Annotated in this window: 16 protein-coding genes and 1 pseudogene; 6 read left to right on the forward strand and 11 right to left on the reverse strand. The window is 45.2% G+C overall.

Annotated elements, in window-relative coordinates:
• Positions 1–27: 27 nt before the first annotated feature.
• The 3 genes from MKY92_RS29960 to MKY92_RS29970 all read right to left on the reverse strand — a co-directional run bounded on the left by MKY92_RS29960 (position 28) and on the right by MKY92_RS29970 (position 3,229).
• Positions 28–1,248 (reverse strand): WXG100 family type VII secretion target, encoded by a 1,221-nt coding sequence (locus tag MKY92_RS29960; RefSeq protein ID WP_339298642.1) that lies wholly within the window; start codon positions 1,246–1,248, stop codon positions 28–30.
• A gap of 244 nt (positions 1,249–1,492) precedes the next feature.
• Positions 1,493–2,326 carry a hypothetical protein gene (locus tag MKY92_RS29965; RefSeq protein WP_339298643.1) on the reverse strand — a complete coding sequence of 278 codons (834 nt, stop codon included), beginning with the start codon at positions 2,324–2,326 and terminating at the stop codon, positions 1,493–1,495.
• A gap of 96 nt (positions 2,327–2,422) precedes the next feature.
• Positions 2,423–3,229 carry a DNA-binding protein gene (locus tag MKY92_RS29970; RefSeq protein WP_339298644.1) on the reverse strand — a complete coding sequence of 269 codons (807 nt, stop codon included), beginning with the start codon at positions 3,227–3,229 and terminating at the stop codon, positions 2,423–2,425.
• 164 nt (positions 3,230–3,393) lie between these two features.
• Between MKY92_RS29970 and MKY92_RS29975 the strand changes: the two genes are divergently transcribed.
• Complete coding sequence (locus MKY92_RS29975; protein WP_339284885.1) at positions 3,394–3,741, forward strand: helix-turn-helix transcriptional regulator; 348 nt, start codon at positions 3,394–3,396, stop codon at positions 3,739–3,741.
• A 77-nt stretch (positions 3,742–3,818) separates the two neighbouring features.
• Here MKY92_RS29975 and MKY92_RS29980 read toward each other — a convergent pair whose 3' ends face one another.
• The 5 genes and pseudogenes from MKY92_RS29980 to MKY92_RS30000 all read right to left on the reverse strand — a co-directional run bounded on the left by MKY92_RS29980 (position 3,819) and on the right by MKY92_RS30000 (position 10,972).
• Positions 3,819–5,513 (reverse strand): diguanylate cyclase, encoded by a 1,695-nt coding sequence (locus tag MKY92_RS29980; RefSeq protein ID WP_339298645.1) that lies wholly within the window; start codon positions 5,511–5,513, stop codon positions 3,819–3,821.
• Between the two features lie 535 nt (positions 5,514–6,048).
• Positions 6,049–6,798 (reverse strand): annotated as a pseudogene (locus MKY92_RS29985) (AAC(3) family N-acetyltransferase); the annotation flags it as partial.
• Between the two features lie 165 nt (positions 6,799–6,963).
• The gene (araA, locus tag MKY92_RS29990; RefSeq protein WP_339298646.1) at positions 6,964–8,382 is read right to left on the reverse strand and encodes an L-arabinose isomerase; all 1,419 of its coding nucleotides are present in this window, start codon (positions 8,380–8,382) and stop codon (positions 6,964–6,966) included.
• Between the two features lie 276 nt (positions 8,383–8,658).
• Positions 8,659–9,354, reverse strand: a complete 696-nt coding sequence (locus MKY92_RS29995) for an L-ribulose-5-phosphate 4-epimerase (protein WP_339298647.1) — start codon at positions 9,352–9,354, stop codon at positions 8,659–8,661.
• Position 9,355: 1 nt separating this feature from the next.
• The gene (locus MKY92_RS30000; protein WP_339298648.1) at positions 9,356–10,972 is read right to left on the reverse strand and encodes an FGGY-family carbohydrate kinase; all 1,617 of its coding nucleotides are present in this window, start codon (positions 10,970–10,972) and stop codon (positions 9,356–9,358) included.
• A 434-nt stretch (positions 10,973–11,406) separates the two neighbouring features.
• Here MKY92_RS30000 and MKY92_RS30005 point away from each other — a divergent pair, with 434 nt between their 5' ends.
• Complete coding sequence (locus MKY92_RS30005) at positions 11,407–12,498, forward strand: GntR family transcriptional regulator (protein ID WP_339298649.1); 1,092 nt, start codon at positions 11,407–11,409, stop codon at positions 12,496–12,498.
• A gap of 157 nt (positions 12,499–12,655) precedes the next feature.
• Here MKY92_RS30005 and MKY92_RS30010 read toward each other — a convergent pair whose 3' ends face one another.
• On the reverse strand, positions 12,656–13,420 hold the full coding sequence (locus MKY92_RS30010) for a leucine-rich repeat domain-containing protein (protein ID WP_339298650.1): 765 nt from the start codon (positions 13,418–13,420) through the stop codon (positions 12,656–12,658).
• 360 nt (positions 13,421–13,780) lie between these two features.
• Here MKY92_RS30010 and MKY92_RS30015 point away from each other — a divergent pair, with 360 nt between their 5' ends.
• The 4 genes from MKY92_RS30015 to MKY92_RS30030 are packed head-to-tail and all read left to right on the forward strand — an operon-like array spanning position 13,781 to position 17,712.
• Entirely contained in the window at positions 13,781–14,851 is a 1,071-nt protein-coding gene (locus tag MKY92_RS30015; RefSeq protein ID WP_339298651.1) for an iron-siderophore ABC transporter substrate-binding protein, read from the forward strand.
• Positions 14,844–15,884: an iron ABC transporter permease gene (locus MKY92_RS30020; protein WP_339298652.1), complete on the forward strand. Its 1,041-nt coding sequence runs from the start codon at positions 14,844–14,846 to the stop codon at positions 15,882–15,884. The genes MKY92_RS30015 and MKY92_RS30020 overlap by 8 nt, the downstream gene beginning before the upstream one ends.
• Complete coding sequence (locus MKY92_RS30025) at positions 15,881–16,912, forward strand: iron chelate uptake ABC transporter family permease subunit (RefSeq protein ID WP_339298653.1); 1,032 nt, start codon at positions 15,881–15,883, stop codon at positions 16,910–16,912. Before MKY92_RS30020 ends, MKY92_RS30025 begins: the two co-directional genes overlap by 4 nt.
• Entirely contained in the window at positions 16,912–17,712 is an 801-nt protein-coding gene (locus MKY92_RS30030) for an ABC transporter ATP-binding protein (RefSeq protein WP_339298654.1), read from the forward strand. The genes MKY92_RS30025 and MKY92_RS30030 overlap by 1 nt, the downstream gene beginning before the upstream one ends.
• Before the next feature lie 235 nt (positions 17,713–17,947).
• Here MKY92_RS30030 and MKY92_RS30035 read toward each other — a convergent pair whose 3' ends face one another.
• Together MKY92_RS30035 and MKY92_RS30040 are read right to left on the reverse strand one after the other, a co-directional pair.
• Positions 17,948–19,087 (reverse strand): 5-methyltetrahydropteroyltriglutamate--homocysteine S-methyltransferase, encoded by a 1,140-nt coding sequence (locus MKY92_RS30035; protein ID WP_339298655.1) that lies wholly within the window; start codon positions 19,085–19,087, stop codon positions 17,948–17,950.
• A gap of 192 nt (positions 19,088–19,279) precedes the next feature.
• Entirely contained in the window at positions 19,280–21,133 is a 1,854-nt protein-coding gene (locus tag MKY92_RS30040; RefSeq protein WP_339298656.1) for a hypothetical protein, read from the reverse strand.
• Between the last annotated feature and the right edge of the window lie 8 nt (positions 21,134–21,141).

Consider the following 21,141-nt stretch of genomic DNA (forward strand, 5'->3'; position numbering starts at 1 on the left):
TTTATAGTTACCTTCCATTTTATAAGTTTAGAAACCTGCTGGTTGGGGTGCGTTTACATCACCTGTAGGATAGGCGCTACTAACTTCATCCCCATTTTTAATTACATCAACTTCTACACCATCAACCTTCTCACGATGCCACGTAGCCCTATCTCTTATTCTTGATGATATGGCGGGCGTATCTCCAACATCTTTTATACTTCCAATAATCTTATCTTCACTCCACGAATTTGGAAACAAAGTACTATGCTTAAGTTTAGAAATATTTCCATCTTCGAATTGTTTAGTAAAGAGAACATACTTAGTTCCATCCGGATTACTTCTTACTACTTCTACAGCATAACTATTGTTGCTATTGTTTATATTGGGTGAGTGCCCACCTATCAAAATATTTTTCGGGACTTTTCGCTGCCCTTCCAATATTTTAGATTCCATTTCTGAACTGATAACAGTTTTTGGAGTCGCTCCCAAGCTGTTATCGGTCTGAGTATTCTCAACTCTGGATTCAGCTTTCTTTATATTATTCTGAATCTTAGATGCCAAACCAGATGACGACGTTTTAAATGGTCCTGAACGTCCCGGCATACTTCCACGAACCATCTGAATCGCCATGAATATCTGACTAAACTTCAGAGAGGTCACCATCATCTGAGCATACTTATCTGATACAGGCTCTCCTGTTGTAGGATGAATCCCCATCTCAAACGCCTTGATCTGTAACGCAAAAATATCTTCCCCAGGCGGTTCAACGTTCACAGCTTGCATGCGATTAAAGTCCAGATTTCCCTGATCCCTCTGATAAGCCTGAAGAGCAGCCTGATCTGCAACACCATTCTCGTTGACAGGCATCCATACCCACTTACCGAACATATTGATTTGCGCCATCCGATAGCCCTTGTCACCCGAACCTGAATCACCTGATGATTTGGTCATCATGGCTGCGGCGCCGACTGCTCCAAACGCACCACCCAGAGTTACCTTCTGAGCATCTGCATCTTGGAAACGCGTGGCGATATCCTTCAATTCCTTCGATGTGTTCACCATACTCTCAAGCGCTTTATCCAGTATAGGTCGTGACTGCTCGAACTCATAGTAAAATCGCTCCTGCGTTGCGCCCATCCACATCATCTGAACAAACATGATCTGTCTCGTCAGATCATTTCGTATACTCTCTAACTGTTGTCTGGCTTGATCCACCTGATTCGATACGTGATGTAGTTGTTCAGGGGTAACTTTTATTGTACTCATACGTTTCTCCGCTCATTCGAAATAGGATTACCCTATGTTAGCAGAAGTGTAATATGTAAACTATCCGGCTAACATCCTGATTTCACCATGATAAATACACAAGCTGTGCTCCTCATCGGTGCTATGGTCCTATATGCATATACCCACTTTCTGTGAACCTCTTATGAAGACCATCGTAACTCTCCTACAATTACATCAGAAAATGCTGGAGGAGAGTGATGATGGTGATCGTTAATAGAGGTTTTTAACTCTGAGAATTCTGAGGTCTGTTAAACGATTTCTTTCTAACATAACTCATATAAAAAAGGAATAATAAGAATATGCAAGAAACTACATACCAAACTGTTGTAAATATAAATACTACTGGCGTAATACAAAAAATAATAAACAATGGCCAATTGTATCCTTTGTGATTGAATCTGCCCTTCATAAATCCTTCACTGATAATTGCGCATAAAAGAATAAAATAAATAGTGAGATCAAAAAATAGTAACACTATCTCAATACCTTCTAATGCTGATCTTGCTGTAAAAAGGGAACTGATAAAAAACAATACTACAAAAAGTAGAATGAATATAAGATAAGTATGAAAAACAGGTGTTAAAAAAGGAGCTACTTTAGACTTTGCGAAGTTCTCAATACTTACCATAAGATCACCGCTACTATCACTAGTGATTATAGGATTGATTTGTTCACTTTTTAACAACGCAATTTCTTTATTAAGCTCCTTTCGAAAATTGATCATAGCAGCTCTCTGATCAAATGAATTATTTTCTTCTTTCATTTTATTAAAATTCTCAACTAATCTAGGAGGAAATAATACTGAGGCTTTTGAAATTTTCTCCACTGAAAGAAAAAAATCGCTTCTATTATTTATGTATTTGTAAACTTCCATTTCAGCTTCAGTATAGATTTCTAATGCCTTCTCAAAACGTTGTTGATCTATCTTCCTGTTTTCCAAATAATTTGTTCTTAACTCTTTGTACATCCAAACCATAAAAATAATAAAAACGGTCGCCAAGGTAGTGCTGATATCTCTAGCAAATAATTCTTTAATTAGATCAATAAAATGACTCATTTAAACCCCTCCCGTAATATATTCCTGAATAATCATACGCATATTACGGGAGAATGGTAACCTGATATTATTTTATACTCAAGTCTTATAGAATTATCAACAACCAACACTCTCTAAAATCACTCGATACCGTCCAATCTGCTCCGCTGTCGCCTCTTCCCGCAATGATTCCAACAATGCCGTGCACCTTATAAAATACCGATCCATCCCTAGTTTATCCCCTAACCTGATTGCCTGCAAAATGAACTCCAATGCCTCCTGTGGTCTTCCCATCCACTGTTCATACAAAGACCGCTGATAACAGTAATGGTACATATCATCGTTGTTTAAAGAATTCATTTCTGTGCCATCGCCCAGCATCTGATCCTCAAACATATCTAAAACTCGATCAATCTGCCACCTATGCCGCACTGCTGCCTCCGTAATCACCTTCAGACCTGCCAACCGTTCCTCCGGATGCTCAAGCAAAAAGTTCACAAACTCCTCCAGCAGTTCCACCTGCCCAGCTTCGATCTCAAGAGCATATCGATTCACCAGTGCCTTATGTCTGAACTCCTGTACCACCAGCATACCTACCTCATCCAGATCCTCCAACCATCCCAGTTCTGCATATTGATCGATACATGCCCTCGCCTGATCTACCTGTCCCAACTTCTGGTGAGCCATACCCCGCATTAAGTGACTGAACCCGTAATAGTAGACCAAGGGCCGCTCGATGTGTATATGTCGTGCAAGCACTCCCTCTGACCGATACTCCTGCCGCTCTTCATGGATAGACTGAACACATTGATATAACATGTCCGCCCTCTCCATTACCTTGTTCCAATTTTCAAAAGCCACAGCCATCTCCAACATTTCAACAATGATGTCCGGTTTGAGTGATTTTAGGATAGATTTCCGCAAAGATAATCCTCCTTAATTATCGATTTTCTTATAATTGTATAGAAAAACCAAAAGAAGATCAATATAAATTGTACTTATAAGTACTGTTTAATTATCATTTGCTTTGCACATATTAGTCTGTAAGGATTCTATAACCTCTTCTAACCTTAAGTGGAGGTGATCAAATGAGTTTACCAGAGGACGTAGGAAATCGAATACGTGAGTTAAGGAAGGCAAAAGGCTGGACTCAGGAACAACTGGCGGAAGCAGCAGGTCTTCATTACAGCTATATTGGTGGAGTTGAACGGGGAGATCGTAACATTTCTTTGGAGACTCTTGAGAAAATAATCAATGGATTGCAGGTCACTGCTGAAGAAATCTTTAAATTCAAAGAAGACTCTGAGTACAAAAAAGCCTTGGATGAACATATAACTTTAATAAGCGGCAAAAGTACAGATACAATCGTATCATTGACCAAAATTAGCAAAGAATTTTTAAATGCTATCGAAAAATCATATAAAAATTCCGAATAAATATATCTGTATCTACATCATTACTTTAATACCAAAAAAGAGTGGAGTACGTCTCCACTCTTCTCTTATTTCTCTTTTCAAATAACTTCCCGCTCCAACTCCGCAAACTCCACTCTGTTCCGCCCATTCTGCTTCGCCTGATACAATGCCTTATCCACCGCAGCGAACAGTTGAGTCAAATACCCCTCCGGATTGTCCGGCACATGCACAACTTCAAAGTCCTCAAAGGAAAGAATCCCAATACTTATCGTAATCGACACCTGCATAATCTCGTGATCCACCATGATATGGTTGGACTCCACAGCTGTTCTCACACGCTCTGCGATCTGGTTCGCCAGATCATGCTCCGTATGCGGAAGGTAGATCATGAACTCTTCCCCGCCATAACGCGTCAGGATGTCGGTGCTGCGAATCGATTGTTTGACAGCTTCCGCCGTGCGGACGAGCACTTCATCCCCGATGACATGTCCATAGCGATCATTGATCGCTTTGAAGTAGTCGATATCGAGTAGCAGGAGTGAAAATGGTGTTTTGTATTGAATATTGGTAATGACCTCGTGATTCAGATGTTGGGTCAGATAACGACGGTTGTAACAGTTGGTTAAACTGTCCGTCAGCGCGAGTTCCTCCAGTTTGAGATTGGCCTCGGATAACTCCTGACGGATCAGGTCTAGCGCCTGATTGCGCTCCTGAAGCGTCTCGTTCTGGCGATTCATCTCTTTCACATAGAAGCGCTCCTGCGAGACGTCCTGGAACGTAAGGATATGACCGATCGGCACAAGAGCCGAATCCACAATCGGAGACGATTGCAGGATATAGTGCCGGATATTGTTGTCCCGCTCCACGATCACTTCAATGTGAGAGAGGGTATTTTCTTTTTTCTTATAATGATTGACGAACTCCCGGCAGCTGCCCACGACATGAACAGACTCCAGAAAAGCTTCCATATCAAAAGAATCCCCCACATGCAGATCCATAAAGGATCGTGAGGCTTTGTTCGCTTCAACAATGACTTCATTCTCATCCAGTACCAGGATGCCATATGGAATGGTATTGATTACGTCCTCATGGGCGATGGAGACCAGATCGAACACATTGTATCTTTTGATCACATAGACAAAGAACAGGTCCGACAAAAAGATCCCCAGCGAAGTCATGCCAGGAATGATCGGCAACCAGCGGGCTAGAACGACATTCAGAATCGCATCAATCGTTGCAAACACAGCCAATACCAAGATGCCCCACAGGGTGATTCTCACCTGTTTTTTGATCATGGCAGACGTCTGCGAAGAATACACCGCCCGGAATAGAACCACGAGAGAAGTCAAGAAGTAGCTCACTAGAATAGTCATCACAACCCAGAACCAAAGGCCGTAATCCCGCTCGATGTACCCGCCCTCCAGTGGAATGACGAATTCGTTCCATGGATTAGCGACCACACCTATAGCCCCGATCACCGCAGGAACAAATAGCAAGAAGGTTCCTTTTGCACTCAACCGCTCCGCGTAACCGGTAATAAAGATCGTCAGTAGAAGCCACCCGCTCCCAAGCAAGGAGACCGCGACGAAAGATAAGGTAACGTAGAACAATTGCAGACCGGAATCATCCGTGAGCGTACTCGCAAATTGGCAGAAAGGCCAGAGCATCATCAACCCGTGAAATAAAAAGTACACCTTATGTAAGTTCGTAATTCTAACCGTAGCAAATACATATACACCTACACCAAACAATAGGACAAATAAAAAGAGATCATACCATACTAAAGGGTTCACGAATCTTCTCCTTCTTAGATGCTACAATGACAACGTGGTTGTTCATGATTCTATGTGATACTTATATATAACTTCAATAAACACCTATACAATACTGCTACGCCAATCCTATTGGTTAATTTAACCATATCTTATCACACCACCATAAGGGTGAGTAGCCCATACACTGGAAGTCCGACCAACCTCTGATCGAAATGCTGATCTATTTTGCGCTTTTGTGAAGGAATCTGACTGTTCCACAAAAAAACCGCCCATATCCAACTGAGCGGCCAGCCAGCGACCTGTTTTATTCAAATGATCCAAACCATTCGCGGAGTTAATCTCTCCGGCAGTAGTACTTCACCTGCTGATCAGGCTGCATCTACTCTTCTCGTATTTTGGCTATGAGTTGCTCATGATTAAGTAACCGTTCGCCTTCAGCGACCTGTTTCTCTGCGACCAACAGCTCCGATTGCAGCTTATAACGCGCCTCGTTTCTGAGATATGCTTCATGACTCATCCCAACTAGATCTACTTCATAATTAGGTGAATGGAATGGTTCGTTGTCCGAAAATAAGTCCGGATTGTCCTTCAGCATCTCCGTAATTACCTCTGCTGTCTTAGCCGCATCACACACTCTTACGACCGCATCACCAAGCTTTCCTTTACGCATCGCACCTTCGCGAACCAGTACCTCATCTACTTTCCAGAAATGCTCCGACCATGGCAACCCACAATGTCTGCGGGACGGTACTGAAATCTGGCTTCCATCCGGTAAAACCGTATAAAGCATCTCATGCTCGTCCGTCATTCTGCCAGGGATATCCACCCACTCTTCGACCCCATGGATAAATGTATTGCGCTTCAAGTCAACGCCCACTAACAAGATCGTCGCTTTCCGATCCAGCAGTTTCCCCCATGCTGAACCTCTCGCACATGGTGTATCGAAGAGATGATCGTCCTTCGTAAATGCCTCTGCATCCCCTCCCAGTGCCGCTACCGAGTGCGTAGGATGCCAAGAACGAACCACGCCCGGACGTTTACGGAAAAGTTCAGGCAGAATACCCACACAGCATACAGATTTTTCCACGTGGAACATTGGGTTATCCGCATTGATGGTAGACCACGTATGGGTGGGAAGCACCAACAATCCGTCTTTCATATAATCGCTAACAACATCCAACACCGTATCTGCTCCACCTTCAACCTCGCCCAAACTCTTCATTGAAGAGTGCATAAGCAACGTACCTTGGCGATCCAAACCAAGCTGCTCCAGTTGCTGCATCAAGCTTTCTTTTGTGTACATATCCTTTCCATACCTCCTTCATTTCTTATCTCTTTTCGATGGAAAAGCAAATCCTTGCTCAGCTTCACATCATGCTTCTCAGCATAACAAACAAAGGGCCGAGGGTTAACCCCCGGCCACAGAGAAAGATTCGTATAAGTTCATGCAGTAGCTGCCAATCCACTTTTACTTAATAATAACGTATTCCAGATTCACCAGCTTCGCATAAGTCACGATCTGATCTGTAGTCAGGTTCAAGGATACAACCGTATGGTGACCACCACCATTTTCGATCCATGCTTTAACTCCATCTTGGAAGTTCGGCTTAACGCTCCACAGAACACGTGCTACCGGCAGGTTAGGTGCTGGAACGGTTGGTTCAAAAGCAGATACTTCGTTGATCAGCAGTTTGTAATGTGTACCAAAGTCTGCCATGGATACCACAACACCTTCGCCTGCTTTACCGTCGAATACGAGACGTGCCGGATCTTCACGATCGCCAATGCCCAGTGGGGACACGATGATTCTCGGTTTTGTGCTGGCAAGTGTAGGATCTACTTCAAGCATGTGAGATTGCAGGATCGCTTCCTGTCCAGCAGCCATCTCGTATGTGTAGTCTTCCATGAAGCCCGTGTTCTCGTTATGGGCCATGATTTTCAGCAAACGATCCAGCGCAGCTGTTTTCCAGTCACCCTCACCGGCAAATCCGTACCCTTGAGCCATCAGGCGCTGCACAGCCAGACCCGGAAGTTGTTTCATGCCATGCAGATCTTCGAAGTTTGTAGTAAAGGCACTGTAACCACCTTCGTCCAGGAAACGTTTGATCGCAATTTCATAACTCGCTTGCACACGTACGCTGGCTTCCCAAGCTTCCTTGCTGTTCGTGCCATAATCAAATTCGTACAGGTCCTTATACTGAGTGATCAAATCATCAATTTCCTGCTCCGTTACGGCGTTCACGTATTGCACGAGGTCGCCAATACCGAAGTAATCAACGGTCCATCCGAATTGGATCTGTGCTTCCACTTTATCACCTTCGGTTACGCCCACGTTGCGCATGTTATCACCGAAGCGAGCTACTTTGATGTTAAAGCTTTCATTATAAGCTACCGCTACGTCCATCCAGTCAGCAACCTGTTGTTGCACCTCTGGGCGCTCCCAGTAGCCAACAACGATTTTATTTTGTTTTCTCAGACGGGCATTAATGAAGCCATATTCGCGGTCACCATGTGCCGCTTGGTTCAGGTTCATGAAGTCCATATCGATGGTTGCCCAAGGAATGCTTTCGTTGAATTGGGTTGCCAAGTGCAGCAAAGGTTTTTGCAGCAATTTCGTACCACGAATCCACATTTTCGCCGGGGAAAACGTATGCATCCATGTGATCACACCTGCTACTTCGTCGCGATAGTTGACTTCCTTCATCGTACTCGTGATTTTATCTGCGCTTACCGCCAGATCCTGCAATACGAGCGGGTACGGTAGTACGCCACTTGCATTAAGAGCATCCGTAATTTTCTGTGCGTTGGCTTTTACTTCACCCAGTGCTTCTTCTCCGTACAAGTGCTGTGAACCGACCACAAACCAGAATTCTTTTGCTGCTGACATATAATCATCCTCATTTCATTATTTTATAGTTGAACATTTGGGTTTACACTAGAACACTGCGATTGCAGTACCATCTTCCGATCGCTGGTTATCCCCGGATTTCTTTGATCAATTTTAATAAGGATGATATCCGGTTATAAAGGCGAGCGCTTCGCTTCTACAGATTGGTACTGCACTCTCCGTTATCGTGTAAAAAGTTTGATACAACTTCATTGGTAGTAGTAACAAACAACTTATTCGCTTGAATTATAATCAACCGATCGCTACATAACCAAATTACTTCTGTCCGTAATACGCGTCTTTTCCGTGTTTTCGCAGATAGTGTTTATCCAAAATGCCTTGCGGCAGTTCCTTCGCGAAGTTATTCAATTGCCGCGCGTACAGGTTCATTTTGCACACTTCCTCCAGCACGACACTGTTCACCACCGCAGACTTGGCATCTTTCCCCCACGTAAACGGTGCGTGACCATGGAGCAGTACTGCCGGAACAGCCATAACATCAATTCCACGCTGTTCAAACGTTTCAATAATGACGCGTCCTGTCTCCGCTTCGTATCCACGATCAACCTCGTCCTTGTTCAGGAAACGTGCACAAGGCACCGCTCCATAGAACGTGTCCGCATGTGTCGTTCCCATTACAGGTACGTCCAATCCGGCTTGCGCCCAGATAGTCGCCCACGTAGAGTGTGTGTGCACGATGCCGCCAATCTCCGAGTAATGCTTATATAGTACGGCATGTGTTGCGGTGTCCGAGGAAGGTCTCATCTCACCCTCCACCACATTACCGTCCAGATCAACCACAACCATATCGCTTGCTTTCATCACATCGTAGCTGACGCCACTTGGTTTGATCACGAACAGACCGCTTTCCCGATCAATTGCACTAACGTTACCCCATGTGAACTTCACAAGTCCGTGCTTTGGCAGTTCCAGATTCGCCTGGAATACCTCTTCTTTCAGTTGTTCTAACATGTTATTCCCTCCCGTTCTCTACCAGATGATCCACGGCTGATTGCTCAATTGTGAGTCCACTCCGATAGCGTTCGATAAATGCTTCAAACCCTTTCACATCCGATGCATCCGGCGCCACTTCGACTCCCTCAACATCGTTAAAGACTTTCTGCTCCAGGAACACATCCAGGCTCTCCTCTTGATCCTTGTTGATCATGTACGAAGCCAGAAGCGCCATGCCCCATGCGCCGCCTTCACCAGCGGTAGACATTACCGACACGGGTACGTTCATCGCAGCAGCTACAATCCGTTGTCCGACAACAGGGGTCTTGAACAGGCCACCGTGAGCCAAAATGCTGTCAATGGCTACATTCTCTTCTTCCGTCAAAATGTCCATACCCAACTTGAGTGCACCGAAGGCACTGAACAGATGTGTCCGCATGAAGTTTGCCAGATTGAAGTTGCTTTCCGGGGAGCGGACGAACAATGGACGGCCTTTCTCAAGTCCCGTAATGTTCTCGCCTGAGTAGTAACCGTAGCTGAGCAAGCCACCACCATCAGGGTCTGCCTCCAAAGCCTTGTTAAACAACACGCTAAACAACTTGGCGTTATCCACTTCATATCCCATTGCTTGAGAGAATTCACGGAACAGTCCAACCCATGCGTTGATATCACTGGAACAGTTGTTGGCATGCACCATCCCTACTGGACTGCCATCCGGCGTGGTGACCATATCGATCTCGGGATACACTTTGGACAATTCCTTCTCCAGTACGATCATCGCAAATACGGATGTGCCAACGGAGATGTTGCCCGTACGTTTTCTCACGCTATTTGTTGCCACCATACCCGTTCCCGCATCGCCTTCTGGCGGGCAGAGCGGAATGCCTGCTTGCAGATCTTGCGAAGGGTCGAGCAACTTGGCTCCCGCTTCCGTCAATACACCTGCATTCTCACCAGCGAGATATACCTTGGGCAGAAGGTCCTCGACTTTCCACGGATAACCTTTGCCTGCGATCTGTTCGTCGAACTGTTGGACCATGGATGGGTGATAGTTATGTGTAGACTCGTCAATTGGGAAAATGCCTGATGCATCGCCGATCCCAATCGCCTTATTGCCTGTCAGCAACCAGTGGATGTATCCAGCCAAGGTTGTCAGGTGATCGATCTGTGGCACATGCGCCTCTTCGTTCAAAATCGCTTGATACAAGTGGGCAATGCTCCAGCGTTCAGGAATATTAAATTGCAGAAGATCCGTTAGCTCTCTTGCAGCTGCTCCCGTCGTAGCATTACGCCAGGTGCGGAAAGGTACCAGCAGTTCGCCCGCGCTATCCAATGCCACATATCCGTGCATCATGGCCGAGAATCCGATCGAACCGACCGTTCGCAGCGTAATTCCGTATTTCTGTTCCACATCTTGCTTCATCTCACGATAAGCCGTTTGCAGACCTGTGATGATATCCTCCTGGTTGTACGTCCAATATCCATCTTTCAGGAGGTTCTCCCATTCATAACTGCCTGACGCGATGGTCTCAAAACGTTCGTCAATCAACACCGCCTTAATCCGCGTTGATCCAAATTCAATTCCAAGTGAAGTAGCGCCCGTGGTAATGGCTTCTTTCAAGTCCAATTGACTCATAATCACGTGTATCCCCTCTCCGGTCGCGATTTCACATCCCAAAGGATGCATATATAAGGTGAAGCTCTTACTTATGGCAGTAGCTAATAATGAATTTTGTATAAATGCTTCTTGTTGTGTTTTCAAAGAATGCGCTTTCCTTTTCTGACAGCCTTAGTATATTTTTTGTACGTACATTTGTCAATAATATATAATAGTTATACTTACAAAGGACACATATTGTATACTATTTGACTATTCAAAGGTCTTAAACAGCTATAAATTGGCTATGTTGTAAGGTACACCTCTTTCTAATAAGACCTGATATGTACGGTTTATTTCAAAAATTGTGCTGTTTTATATGCATCTTATCTGAATCATGCTAAAATATGTACGTACAACTATTTGAACAACTACGTTGATATAGATGAGTAACGATGAAAGAAGTGGACTACGTGAAGCCAAAATACCAGGTCATCATTGATGATATAAAGAGTCATATCCTCTCGGGGACATATAGCATAGGCGAACAGATTCCAACAGAGTCCGCATTGCAGGACAGCTACAACGTAAGTCGCCAGACGGTGCGGAAGGCTATTTTGGAGTTATCGAACGAAGGGTTTTTACGAAGCGAAAAGGGTTCAGGAACTTACGTTAGCAATCAGTATCGATCACGATCAGGTGGCAATACGTCGAAGAAAACGATTGGTGTGATCACGACATACATCTCGGATTACATCTTTCCGTCCATCATTCGCGGTATTGAGAGTCGTCTGAATGAGGACAACTACTCGTTACTGCTGGCCAGCACCAATAATGATGTAGCTCAGGAGAAAAAAGCCCTCGAAATGATGCTCTCCTACGGCGTGGATGGCCTGATTGTCGAACCGACCAAAAGTAACCTCTATAATCCCAATATTGCATACTATCTATCGTTCAAGGAGCAGGATGTGCCGTTTACGATGATTAATGCCTTTTATGAAGAGTTGGAGGTTCCGTTCTTCTGCCTGGATGACGTGCAATCCAGTTATCTTGCCACTCGGGAATTGATCGCTAAAGGCCATACCCAGATCGGCATTATTGCCAAAATGGATGATCTACAAGGCAAGTACCGGATGAAGGGGTACATCAAGGCGCTGGGTGAAGCGAAGTTACGGTTCCATCCTGAGCAAGTGCTTTCCTTTGATACCGCATCGAAACCGGAATTACCCTCTAATGTAGCAACGTATCTGGACGAAAACAGGGATTCGCTCACCGCGATTGTCTGTTATAACGACGAGGTAGGACTGGAGGTCGTGAACGCCTGCAGGCAACTGGGCATCTCGATCCCGGATGAGTTATCCATCATTGGACAAGACAATTCATACATCGCCAAGAATGCCAACATCCGGCTAACAACGCTAACCCATCCCCAAGAGCAAATGGGCCGCGATGCTGCCGACTGGGTGATCAAGAATCTGCAAGGCAAAAAGGATCTGCCAACGAACACCTACTATCAGCCGGTGCTGGTTGAGGGAGAGACGGTGAAGGAGATCGAAGTGGAATAATATTGTTGTGGGACAGGCAATGAGTTGTTACCGAGCGTTTCTGTTCAGCATACTTAAAGAAGGCCGTCAGAATATCTGCGGCCTTCTTTGTTTTTGTTCAATATAATGAGGGATTAACTTCTTCTTACATATACATATACATTTTCTCTAATCGAAACTACTTCGCCTGATCTGCTTCATCGCTTACCAGACTTACAAGGACGCCTTTCTTCTCCAAGTTTTTCACAACCTGCTCTGCTCGATCATTCAACGGATTGTTAGCCAAATATACCTCTGTTAGATGTGGGATGGTTTCAAGCACTTCAATATCCTCAATGAGGTTATCTTCTACATAAAGGTACTCCAAGGTCGGATGATTTTTTAAAGGAGTTAGATCCTGAATTTTATTATCATTCATAAGGATCCATTCCAACTTTAATTTCTGAAGAGGACTTAGATCAGTTACCTGATTACCGCTGGCGAATAGACTTTTCAGCTTATGCATATTTTTCAATGGAGCCAGACTTTTGATGTTGTTATCTTCCATAAATAAAGTTTGCAGATTTTTTAATCCTGAAAGTGGAGACAGATCTGTAATCTGGTTTCCATCCAAAGCTAAAAACTCTAGTTTTTTTAATTTGGTGAGCGGTGTAATATTTTTCACGTTATGGCCGGGTAGAACTAAATCCGTCATATTAACGGCATGTTCAAGACCTTGCAGGTTAGAAATCTTACTTTTTGTTTCCATAGCATATATGGATTTTAATTTTTTCAAATCGCCAGCCTTTATTTCCTTCTTAGCCGACATCTTCAAATCTGCTCGAATAACTTTGCCCAAGACCGGGTCCTTAATAAGCGACGACGCAGCCAAAACGCTCGTTGCCGGTAATAATACAAAAACCAAACAAAGTACGATCAACTTTTTTATGAATTGATTATGCATGTAGAATCTCCTTACATTATTTAATACTAGAAATATACCATGATCTGGAATGTAATACATTGATAATATGTTTATCCCTATTTAATAGAGTCCCTACTACTCTCACCCTACAACTTTTCAGTTAAGAACGGATAATGGAATACTTCCCCCAAAAATCTATCCCTAATATGATATGTGCCTTTACAATTTTTTCATTGACACTCCCTTTGATAAAAAGATATATTTATTGATGTTGATAATCATTATCAGGTATATAAAACGTTTTATATATCTATTCTTTCACATCTCAATGGATGTAATTGATCAATCAGGATGTTAAGCACCACCAAATACATTTTATGATTCAGGAAGGGGAAACACATGAATACAAAGAGAAAGTTTCCATTAACGGCGTTACTGATTTCACTGGTCTTTATCCTGGCATTGGTAGGTTGTGGCAACCAAACAGCTGAGCCCGCTGCAAGTGATTCGGTAGCTCCAGCTACAGAAACACCAGCCGCTACAGATGAGAATGCCAGATATCCAATTACAATCAAGCATGCTTTGGGTGAAACGGTTATTGAGAAAAAGCCTGAGCGTGTAGCTACTGTTCAATGGGCCAACCAAGATGTCGTTCTCGCGCTTGGACAAGTTCCTGTAGGCTTCTCGGCAGCTAACTTTGGTGTTCAGGATGACAGCGGACTGTTGCCTTGGACAGCGAAGAAACTCGATGAACTCGGTGTAACCGTCCCGAACGTTTTCCAAGATACAGACGGACTTGATTTTGAAGCCATTTCCGATTCCAACCCAGATGTTATTCTTGCAGCATACTCCGGTATCACTCAGGAAGACTACGATCTTCTTAGTGAAATTGCTCCGGTTGTAGCTTACCCAACGGCTCCATGGGCAACAACATGGCGTGAGCAGGTTACGTTCAATGCGAAGGGTATGGGTATGGAAGCAGAAGGTGAGCAACTGATCAAAGATACTGAGGCTATGGTCAACGAAAAATTAGCAGCATATCCTCAGATCAAAGACAAAAAAGTGGTTTGGGTTAACTTCTCCGCTGAAGACATGTCCAAACTTCATATCTATACACCTGTAGATTCACGCGTGGCCTTCCTTGGTGAGCTAGGGTTGGTTGTTCCAGAGAGTGTCACTAGCCAAATTACAGACCCTAACAGCTACTCCCTGAGCTTAAGCGCAGAGAATGCTGAAGCCCTTAATGATGCAGATATCCTTGTTGGATACGGAGATGCTGAGTTGCTAAAAGCTATTCAGGCTGATCCTTTGCTGGGTAAAATCCCTGCGGTTAAACGTGGTTCTGTAGCGTTCATTGAAGCAGATACACCTTTGGTTGCTGCTGGAACGCCAAACCCACTGTCCATTTCCTACACGATCGATGATTACCTGAAACTAATTAGCGGAGCTATCGACAAGATCAATGAATAGTACATCGCTTTCGAACGATAATCACATACGAGCACATGCCCCCAAGAACTTCATCTTGGTGTTAGTCATTTGTTTCATTCTGCTCGCTGCAACTCTGATTGCCTCACTGGTCTTTGGCTCTAGACCCGTGAGGTTTCATGAGTTAATCGACGGATTATTTCACCCGGAAGTAGATTCATATGGGGCAAACATCGTGCGCAAACGGATCTCCCGAACAGTCTTCAGCTTGTTATGTGGGGTAGCACTCGGCGTATCAGGAGCACTTATGCAAGCCGTTACCCGGAACCCACTTGCCGACCCAAGCATATTGGGCGTCAATACAGGGGCATCCCTGTTTGTGGTTATCGGTATTGCATTTCTGAACATCAGCAGCGCCAATCAATATATCTGGCTGGCACTGGCCGGGGCTGCAATAACGGCTGTGTTTGTATTCGGAATCGGCTCAATGGGGCGTGGCGGAGCTACGCCCATTAAGCTTGTTTTGGCCGGAGCAGCCATTAGCGCCGCGCTCTCCTCACTCGTCACCGCCATTATGATCCCTCGTTCGTATGTCATGGACCAGTTCAGGTTCTGGCAAGTGGGCAGCGTAGGATCGGCAACCTGGAGTGGAATCAGTACGTTCATCCCGTTTCTGCTCATCGGCGTACTCATTGCATTTCTTACTGCTCCGGCACTAAATGCGCTGGCACTGGGTGATGATGTTGCAACAGGACTCGGTGTTCGCACAGGAACACTTCGATTCATTGCAGCCCTTGCAGGGGTTTTATTATGCGGAGCAGCTACTGCTCTTGCTGGACCGATTGGTTTCATCGGATTGTTATCCACCCACGTCATACGCCTTATACTGGGGCCCGACTTACGTTTTGTCATACCCATGTCAGCCATAGCTGGAGCGATCATTCTAACGATATCCGATGTCGGTGGCAGACTCATCAGCAACCCTGGGGAGCTTGAAGTCGGTGTCGTTACTGCCTTTATAGGTGCTCCAATATTAATCATTCTCGCGATGCGATCGAAAGTGCGTTCATTATGAGAGATCAATCCATTGAATTTATTATGGCGGGCAGACGTCATCGACGTCGCCGCTGGATACTTGTCACCAGTCTCCTTGCCATACTTGCATGTGCTCTTTGCTGCGCCATGCTTTTGCTCGGCAACACAATCTATCCGGTCAAAGATGTCATCAGCTCCCTTGCGGGAGAGAAGATCAAAGGTGTGTCTTTTGCCTTGAATACGATACGTCTACCAAGAATGCTTACAGGTCTCTTTGCCGGATTTGCCTTCGGCATTGCAGGTTATACCTTCCAGACCATGTTGCGGAACCCGCTGGCCAATCCTAATGTTATCGGGATCACGTCAGGTTCAAGCGCTGCGGCTGTGTTCTGTATCGTCGTACTTCATGCAAGCGGAGCCATGGTTTCCTTGGCTTCAGTGATTGCAGGTCTGGCTACGGTATTGTTCATATATGTACTTTCCAGAGGAAAAGTGTTCTCCATCGGACGGTTAATACTTATTGGGATTGGCATTCAAGCCATGCTTGATGCAGTCATCTCCTATCTCTTACTGGTTAGTTCTGAAAAGGATATTCCTGCTGCAATACGGTGGCTTACAGGCAGTCTGAACGGTTCTCAGATGAGTGAACTGCCACCTCTCGTGATTACCGTACTGATCTGCTCACCCATCATAATGATGTTGGGCAAACACCTCAGTATATTGGAACTCGGAGAACAATCGGCATTCTCACTAGGTGTGGATACGGACAAAACCAGAATTGCACTTATTGTGAGTTCCGTCTGCATGGTTGCCATTGCTACCGCGACTACAGGTCCGATCGCCTTTGTCTCCTTCCTTGCGGGACCTATCGCGAAGAGGCTCGTAGGTGTTGGCTCCTCGAACATCATCCCGGCTGGTTTGGTTGGCGTTAATCTGGTTCTAGCCTCAGATCTCATCGGACAGTTTGCTTTTGAGTACAGATTCCCCGTAGGCGTCATTACCGGATTGCTCGGAGCACCGTATCTGATCTTCCTGTTAATCCGAATGAATCGTAAGGGGGAGTTATAATGAATCCGACACATGTATTTGAAGCGAAACAACTGGTTGCGGGATATGAAAATAAAACCATTATCCACGGTGTGGACATCTTAATACCGAGTAACCAAATAAGCGTCATTATTGGCTCTAATGGTTGCGGTAAGTCTACCCTTTTGAAAACGATGGCCAGGCTCATTAAGCCCACATCCGGCAGCATTACACTGGATGGCAAAGCCATTAGCAAGATCCCGCCCAAACAATTGGCTCGTGTGATCGGGTTACTTCCCCAGTCTCCCATTGTTCCGGAAGGCATTTCGGTAGCGGATCTGGTGGGGCGTGGAAGATTTCCACACCAATCCTTGTTCAGTGGCTGGACCAAGAAGGATTATGAGGCTGTAGCCGAAGCCATGACCATTATGAACATTACCGAGTTTGCCAATCACAATATTGATGAGCTTTCAGGTGGACAGCGTCAGCGTGTGTGGATTGCCATGGCGCTGGCGCAACAGACAGATATCCTTTTTCTCGATGAGCCTACGACCTTCTTGGATATCACGTATCAAGTCGAGATTCTCGACCTGCTTACCGAGCTGAATCGTAAACACGGAACGACCATTGTAATGGTCCTGCACGATATCAACTTATCGGCGCGATATGCAGATCATATCTTTGCACTTCACACCGGAAAACTTGTGGCTGAGGGTAAGCCCGCAGAGGTGATAACTGCCCCACAGGTTAAAGACATTTTCGGATTGGAATGTACGGTCATAGAAGACCCCGTTTCGGGATCACCGATGGTGGTGCCTAAAGGACGATATCATGCGAGATAGACAAATAGCGGCAATTGCGACAAAGATTCCTTTGTCCTAAATGTCGCTTTTTTTTGTGGTCCACCACCTCTTCCTCAGCATGCCGCTTCCTGATCCGTTAATCTCATCTCTATCCCATTGTTTCACTCTCTTGGCGGTTATGGGCTCTGATCAAACATGCACTCAAAAGTGAGGATACACCAAAAAGCCATACGGATGATGGTCCGTACGGCTAAGATGAATGACGTTGAAAAAGTTACTTCCAGAGCTCTTCAGCAATTTCCTTAATGAAGGCAAGCTTGCGCCATTGTTGTTCCTCGGTCAGATGGTTGCCTTCTTCCGTGGAAGCGAAGCCGCATTGTGGGCTCAGGCAGATTCGATCCAGATCAACATATTGTGTAGCTTCCTCAATCCGTTTCAGGATATCTTCCTTGTTCTCCAACTCTCCGAATTTGGAAGAGAAGAGGCCAAGTACAACCTGCTGATTGTCCTTCAGGAAACGAAGTGGTTTGAAGTCACCAGCCCGTTCCGTATCAAACTCCAGATAGAATCCAGAGTAGTTATCGATGCTCAGAAGTGTCTGCGCAATCGGCTCATAACCGCCACCAACTCCTGCAAATGTCGAAACATAATTACCGCGGCAGACATGAGTGGTTACCACGAGGTCTTCCGGCAGGCCAGATACCACATCTTCGTTCAGTTTTGCGAGTTCGTTGGCGTACTCTTCCACATTAACGCCAATCTGCTCCATCACTGTGATGAACTGTTGATCACACAATGCACCCCATGTGCAATCATCAATCTGGATGCTGCGGCAGCCGGCTTCATAAAAGGCCAAGATGGATGCTTTGTACGCCCCGGCAATGTCCGAGAGAAGCTCTTGGCGGTTCGGGTAGATGGCCTGTGTGCTTTCCTTGTTATCTGCCCGGTCCAATTCGAATAGGAACTGTGCAGCTGCTGGGATGGACTGACGGGCAACAACGTCTTCCCCAGCCGCTTCTTTCAAGAAGGCATAATGCGCTACAAATGGATGACTGCTATAGCTGATTTTGCCGCTCAGACGAGCTGTTTCCGGTCTGGATGTCGCACCGTTGAATCGGTAGCCTTCCTCAATGATCGTCCGCTCTACACCATCCAGTCCCCAGAAGAAGTCCAGATGCCACCAAGAGCGGCGGAATTCGCCGTCCGTTACAGCCTGAAGGCCAACTTCTTTTTGCTTCTGTACAAGTTTCACAATCTCGGCATTCTCCACTTCATTCAACTGTTCCGTGGTAATTTCGCCGTTTTGGTATTTTAATCGGGCATCCTTCAACGCACTCGGGCGCAGGAAACTGCCAACAATATCATATCGAAATGGAGTGACTGTTCGTTGTTTAGGTTCTGTTTGTAGGCTCATAGTTTAATCTCCCCGTTTATCATTATAGAGTTAAATATAACATATCCGATCGGAATAACTGTTCTACGAAAGAGTTATAGCCCGCTATAGGTATTAGCTATAGCGGGCTATATTTAAGGAGACTCTATATACAATCATGTATTCCATCTTACCTGACCGGATACCCGGAACAGGGTTTCAACATCTATGATCTCAAGTCAACGTAAGAACGATCTGGTCCCCGGAACGGGTGATTTTGTAGATCCCCTCTTGCATGTCGATGCCATAATGCTTTTTCAGCAACCACTTGGCGTTGAGATCGGTCTCGACAACCACGAGATAATCGTAGCCGCTCAGAAGGTTGTCCATATTATCCTCATAGAACAACACAATCCCGTCCACATGAGGAGCATACAAGAAATACTTCCCTACATATTGCATGTAATAGTTCGTGACCTGCTGGTCTCTGTCTGAGGCGTAGAAGAGATATCTGTTATTATCCTCTTGCCCACCTGGGTACCACCGATCACCAGTAACCGCATGAATCTTGTAAGGGAGCGTTGTATCATAGCTTTGGGCGATAGACACGATACCATTGTATTCGGACAAAAGGATGGTGGCCGCAACCGCCATACAGCCGATAATGCCTTTTTGATAATGGCCTTTCGTTTCAACCGTCTTAAAGGACTGATAATCTGGTACTTCACCGATCCGATAGTGGAATGAACGCTCCAGGTCAATCGCAGCGCACAACACCAGCCCACCGGCGAACAGCACCACGATACTGGACGCATAACGTTCAAATCCAGCCAGGACAATTGCTTCATCCAATGGCATGGAGAAGAGATACAACGCCAGAATACCCGCATAGTATAGTAATAGCACAACGTCCAAAGCAATTAATGCTTTCCACAAGTTCCACTTCTTCTTGAGCACCACGATGGCAAATACAGATGCTGCAATCGCGATAAGCTGGAAAATAACAATGCCGATCACTGGCCGTGTCGTCAGATCCGTACTGGCCTTCAGGAAAGTCCACAGAATCTCACGCATCTGCTCTGGTGTTTTGCCGGCTTGAATCCCCGAGGTAGCCACATCGAACTTGTTATCAATCCCTTGGAACACCATCGCCATTCGCCAGCTCCAGCCGAAGTAGGGAATCAGCGCGCCACAGATCGTACCCACTACAGCGAGCGCTGTTTTCCGACTGAACTTTTGCTTATGTTTTAGCCATGTATACACTAAGAAAATCAGACTGATCACGGCGAAAATAATACCCGTGCTTTTGATAATGGTCAGTAATCCCGCAAGCGGAAGAACAACAATACATGCCTTTTTGATCTCATTACGATATTGGTAGATCACCGCCAAGATCGCGAGCGCGTAAATGGGAAGTAGGAAATCCACGAGCAAATTAGTGATCCGAATCGTAAGATTGAAAAAAGAAAGTGTAGATAACCCGAGTCCAAGAAAAGCATACAGAAGAAAGCGTTTCTTCTCCGAAACAATGCCAAACATGGCATAAAAACAGGAAAAGATAAGCAAACCTTGTGCCAAAAGCATCACGGACTGGGAGTGCCCCATGAAGCGACAGACATAATAAATGAAAGATGAAGTCCCCAGCGGATAGTTTTTAAAATCAATCAGGTTGGAGTCTGGCGTCGGAAAGGCATCTGTAATCAGCATCTGCTTCAATACGATAGCCCAGTGTGAGAAATTATCGTAATGTGTTAATTGGTTCTGAAAGAGTACCAGCAAGAAAACAAAGGTCCCTGCCAGAAATGAAAATTGGAATATAGAAAAAGACATACGTAATGATGCCCCTCGGCGCAGCCTGAGAAACAACATTCCCCCATATAAAAGTAAACCTGCAATCAGGATGACAAGGCTGCCCGTAAAGAGCTGCCCTGCCAAACCACTTAGAAAAACAAGGCAAGCAATCGAGGAAAATACAAATACAGGGATGAACTCCCAACGTAGTGAAAGTGCCTTCCGTACAAACTGCATATAACCAAGAAAGGAGAATATCAATAAAACTCCCATCACAAAATGAAGCACAATGAGCATCTCTATCT

The sequence above is a fragment of the Paenibacillus sp. FSL R5-0623 genome (assembly GCF_037974265.1).
GTDB lineage: Bacteria > Bacillota > Bacilli > Paenibacillales > Paenibacillaceae > Paenibacillus.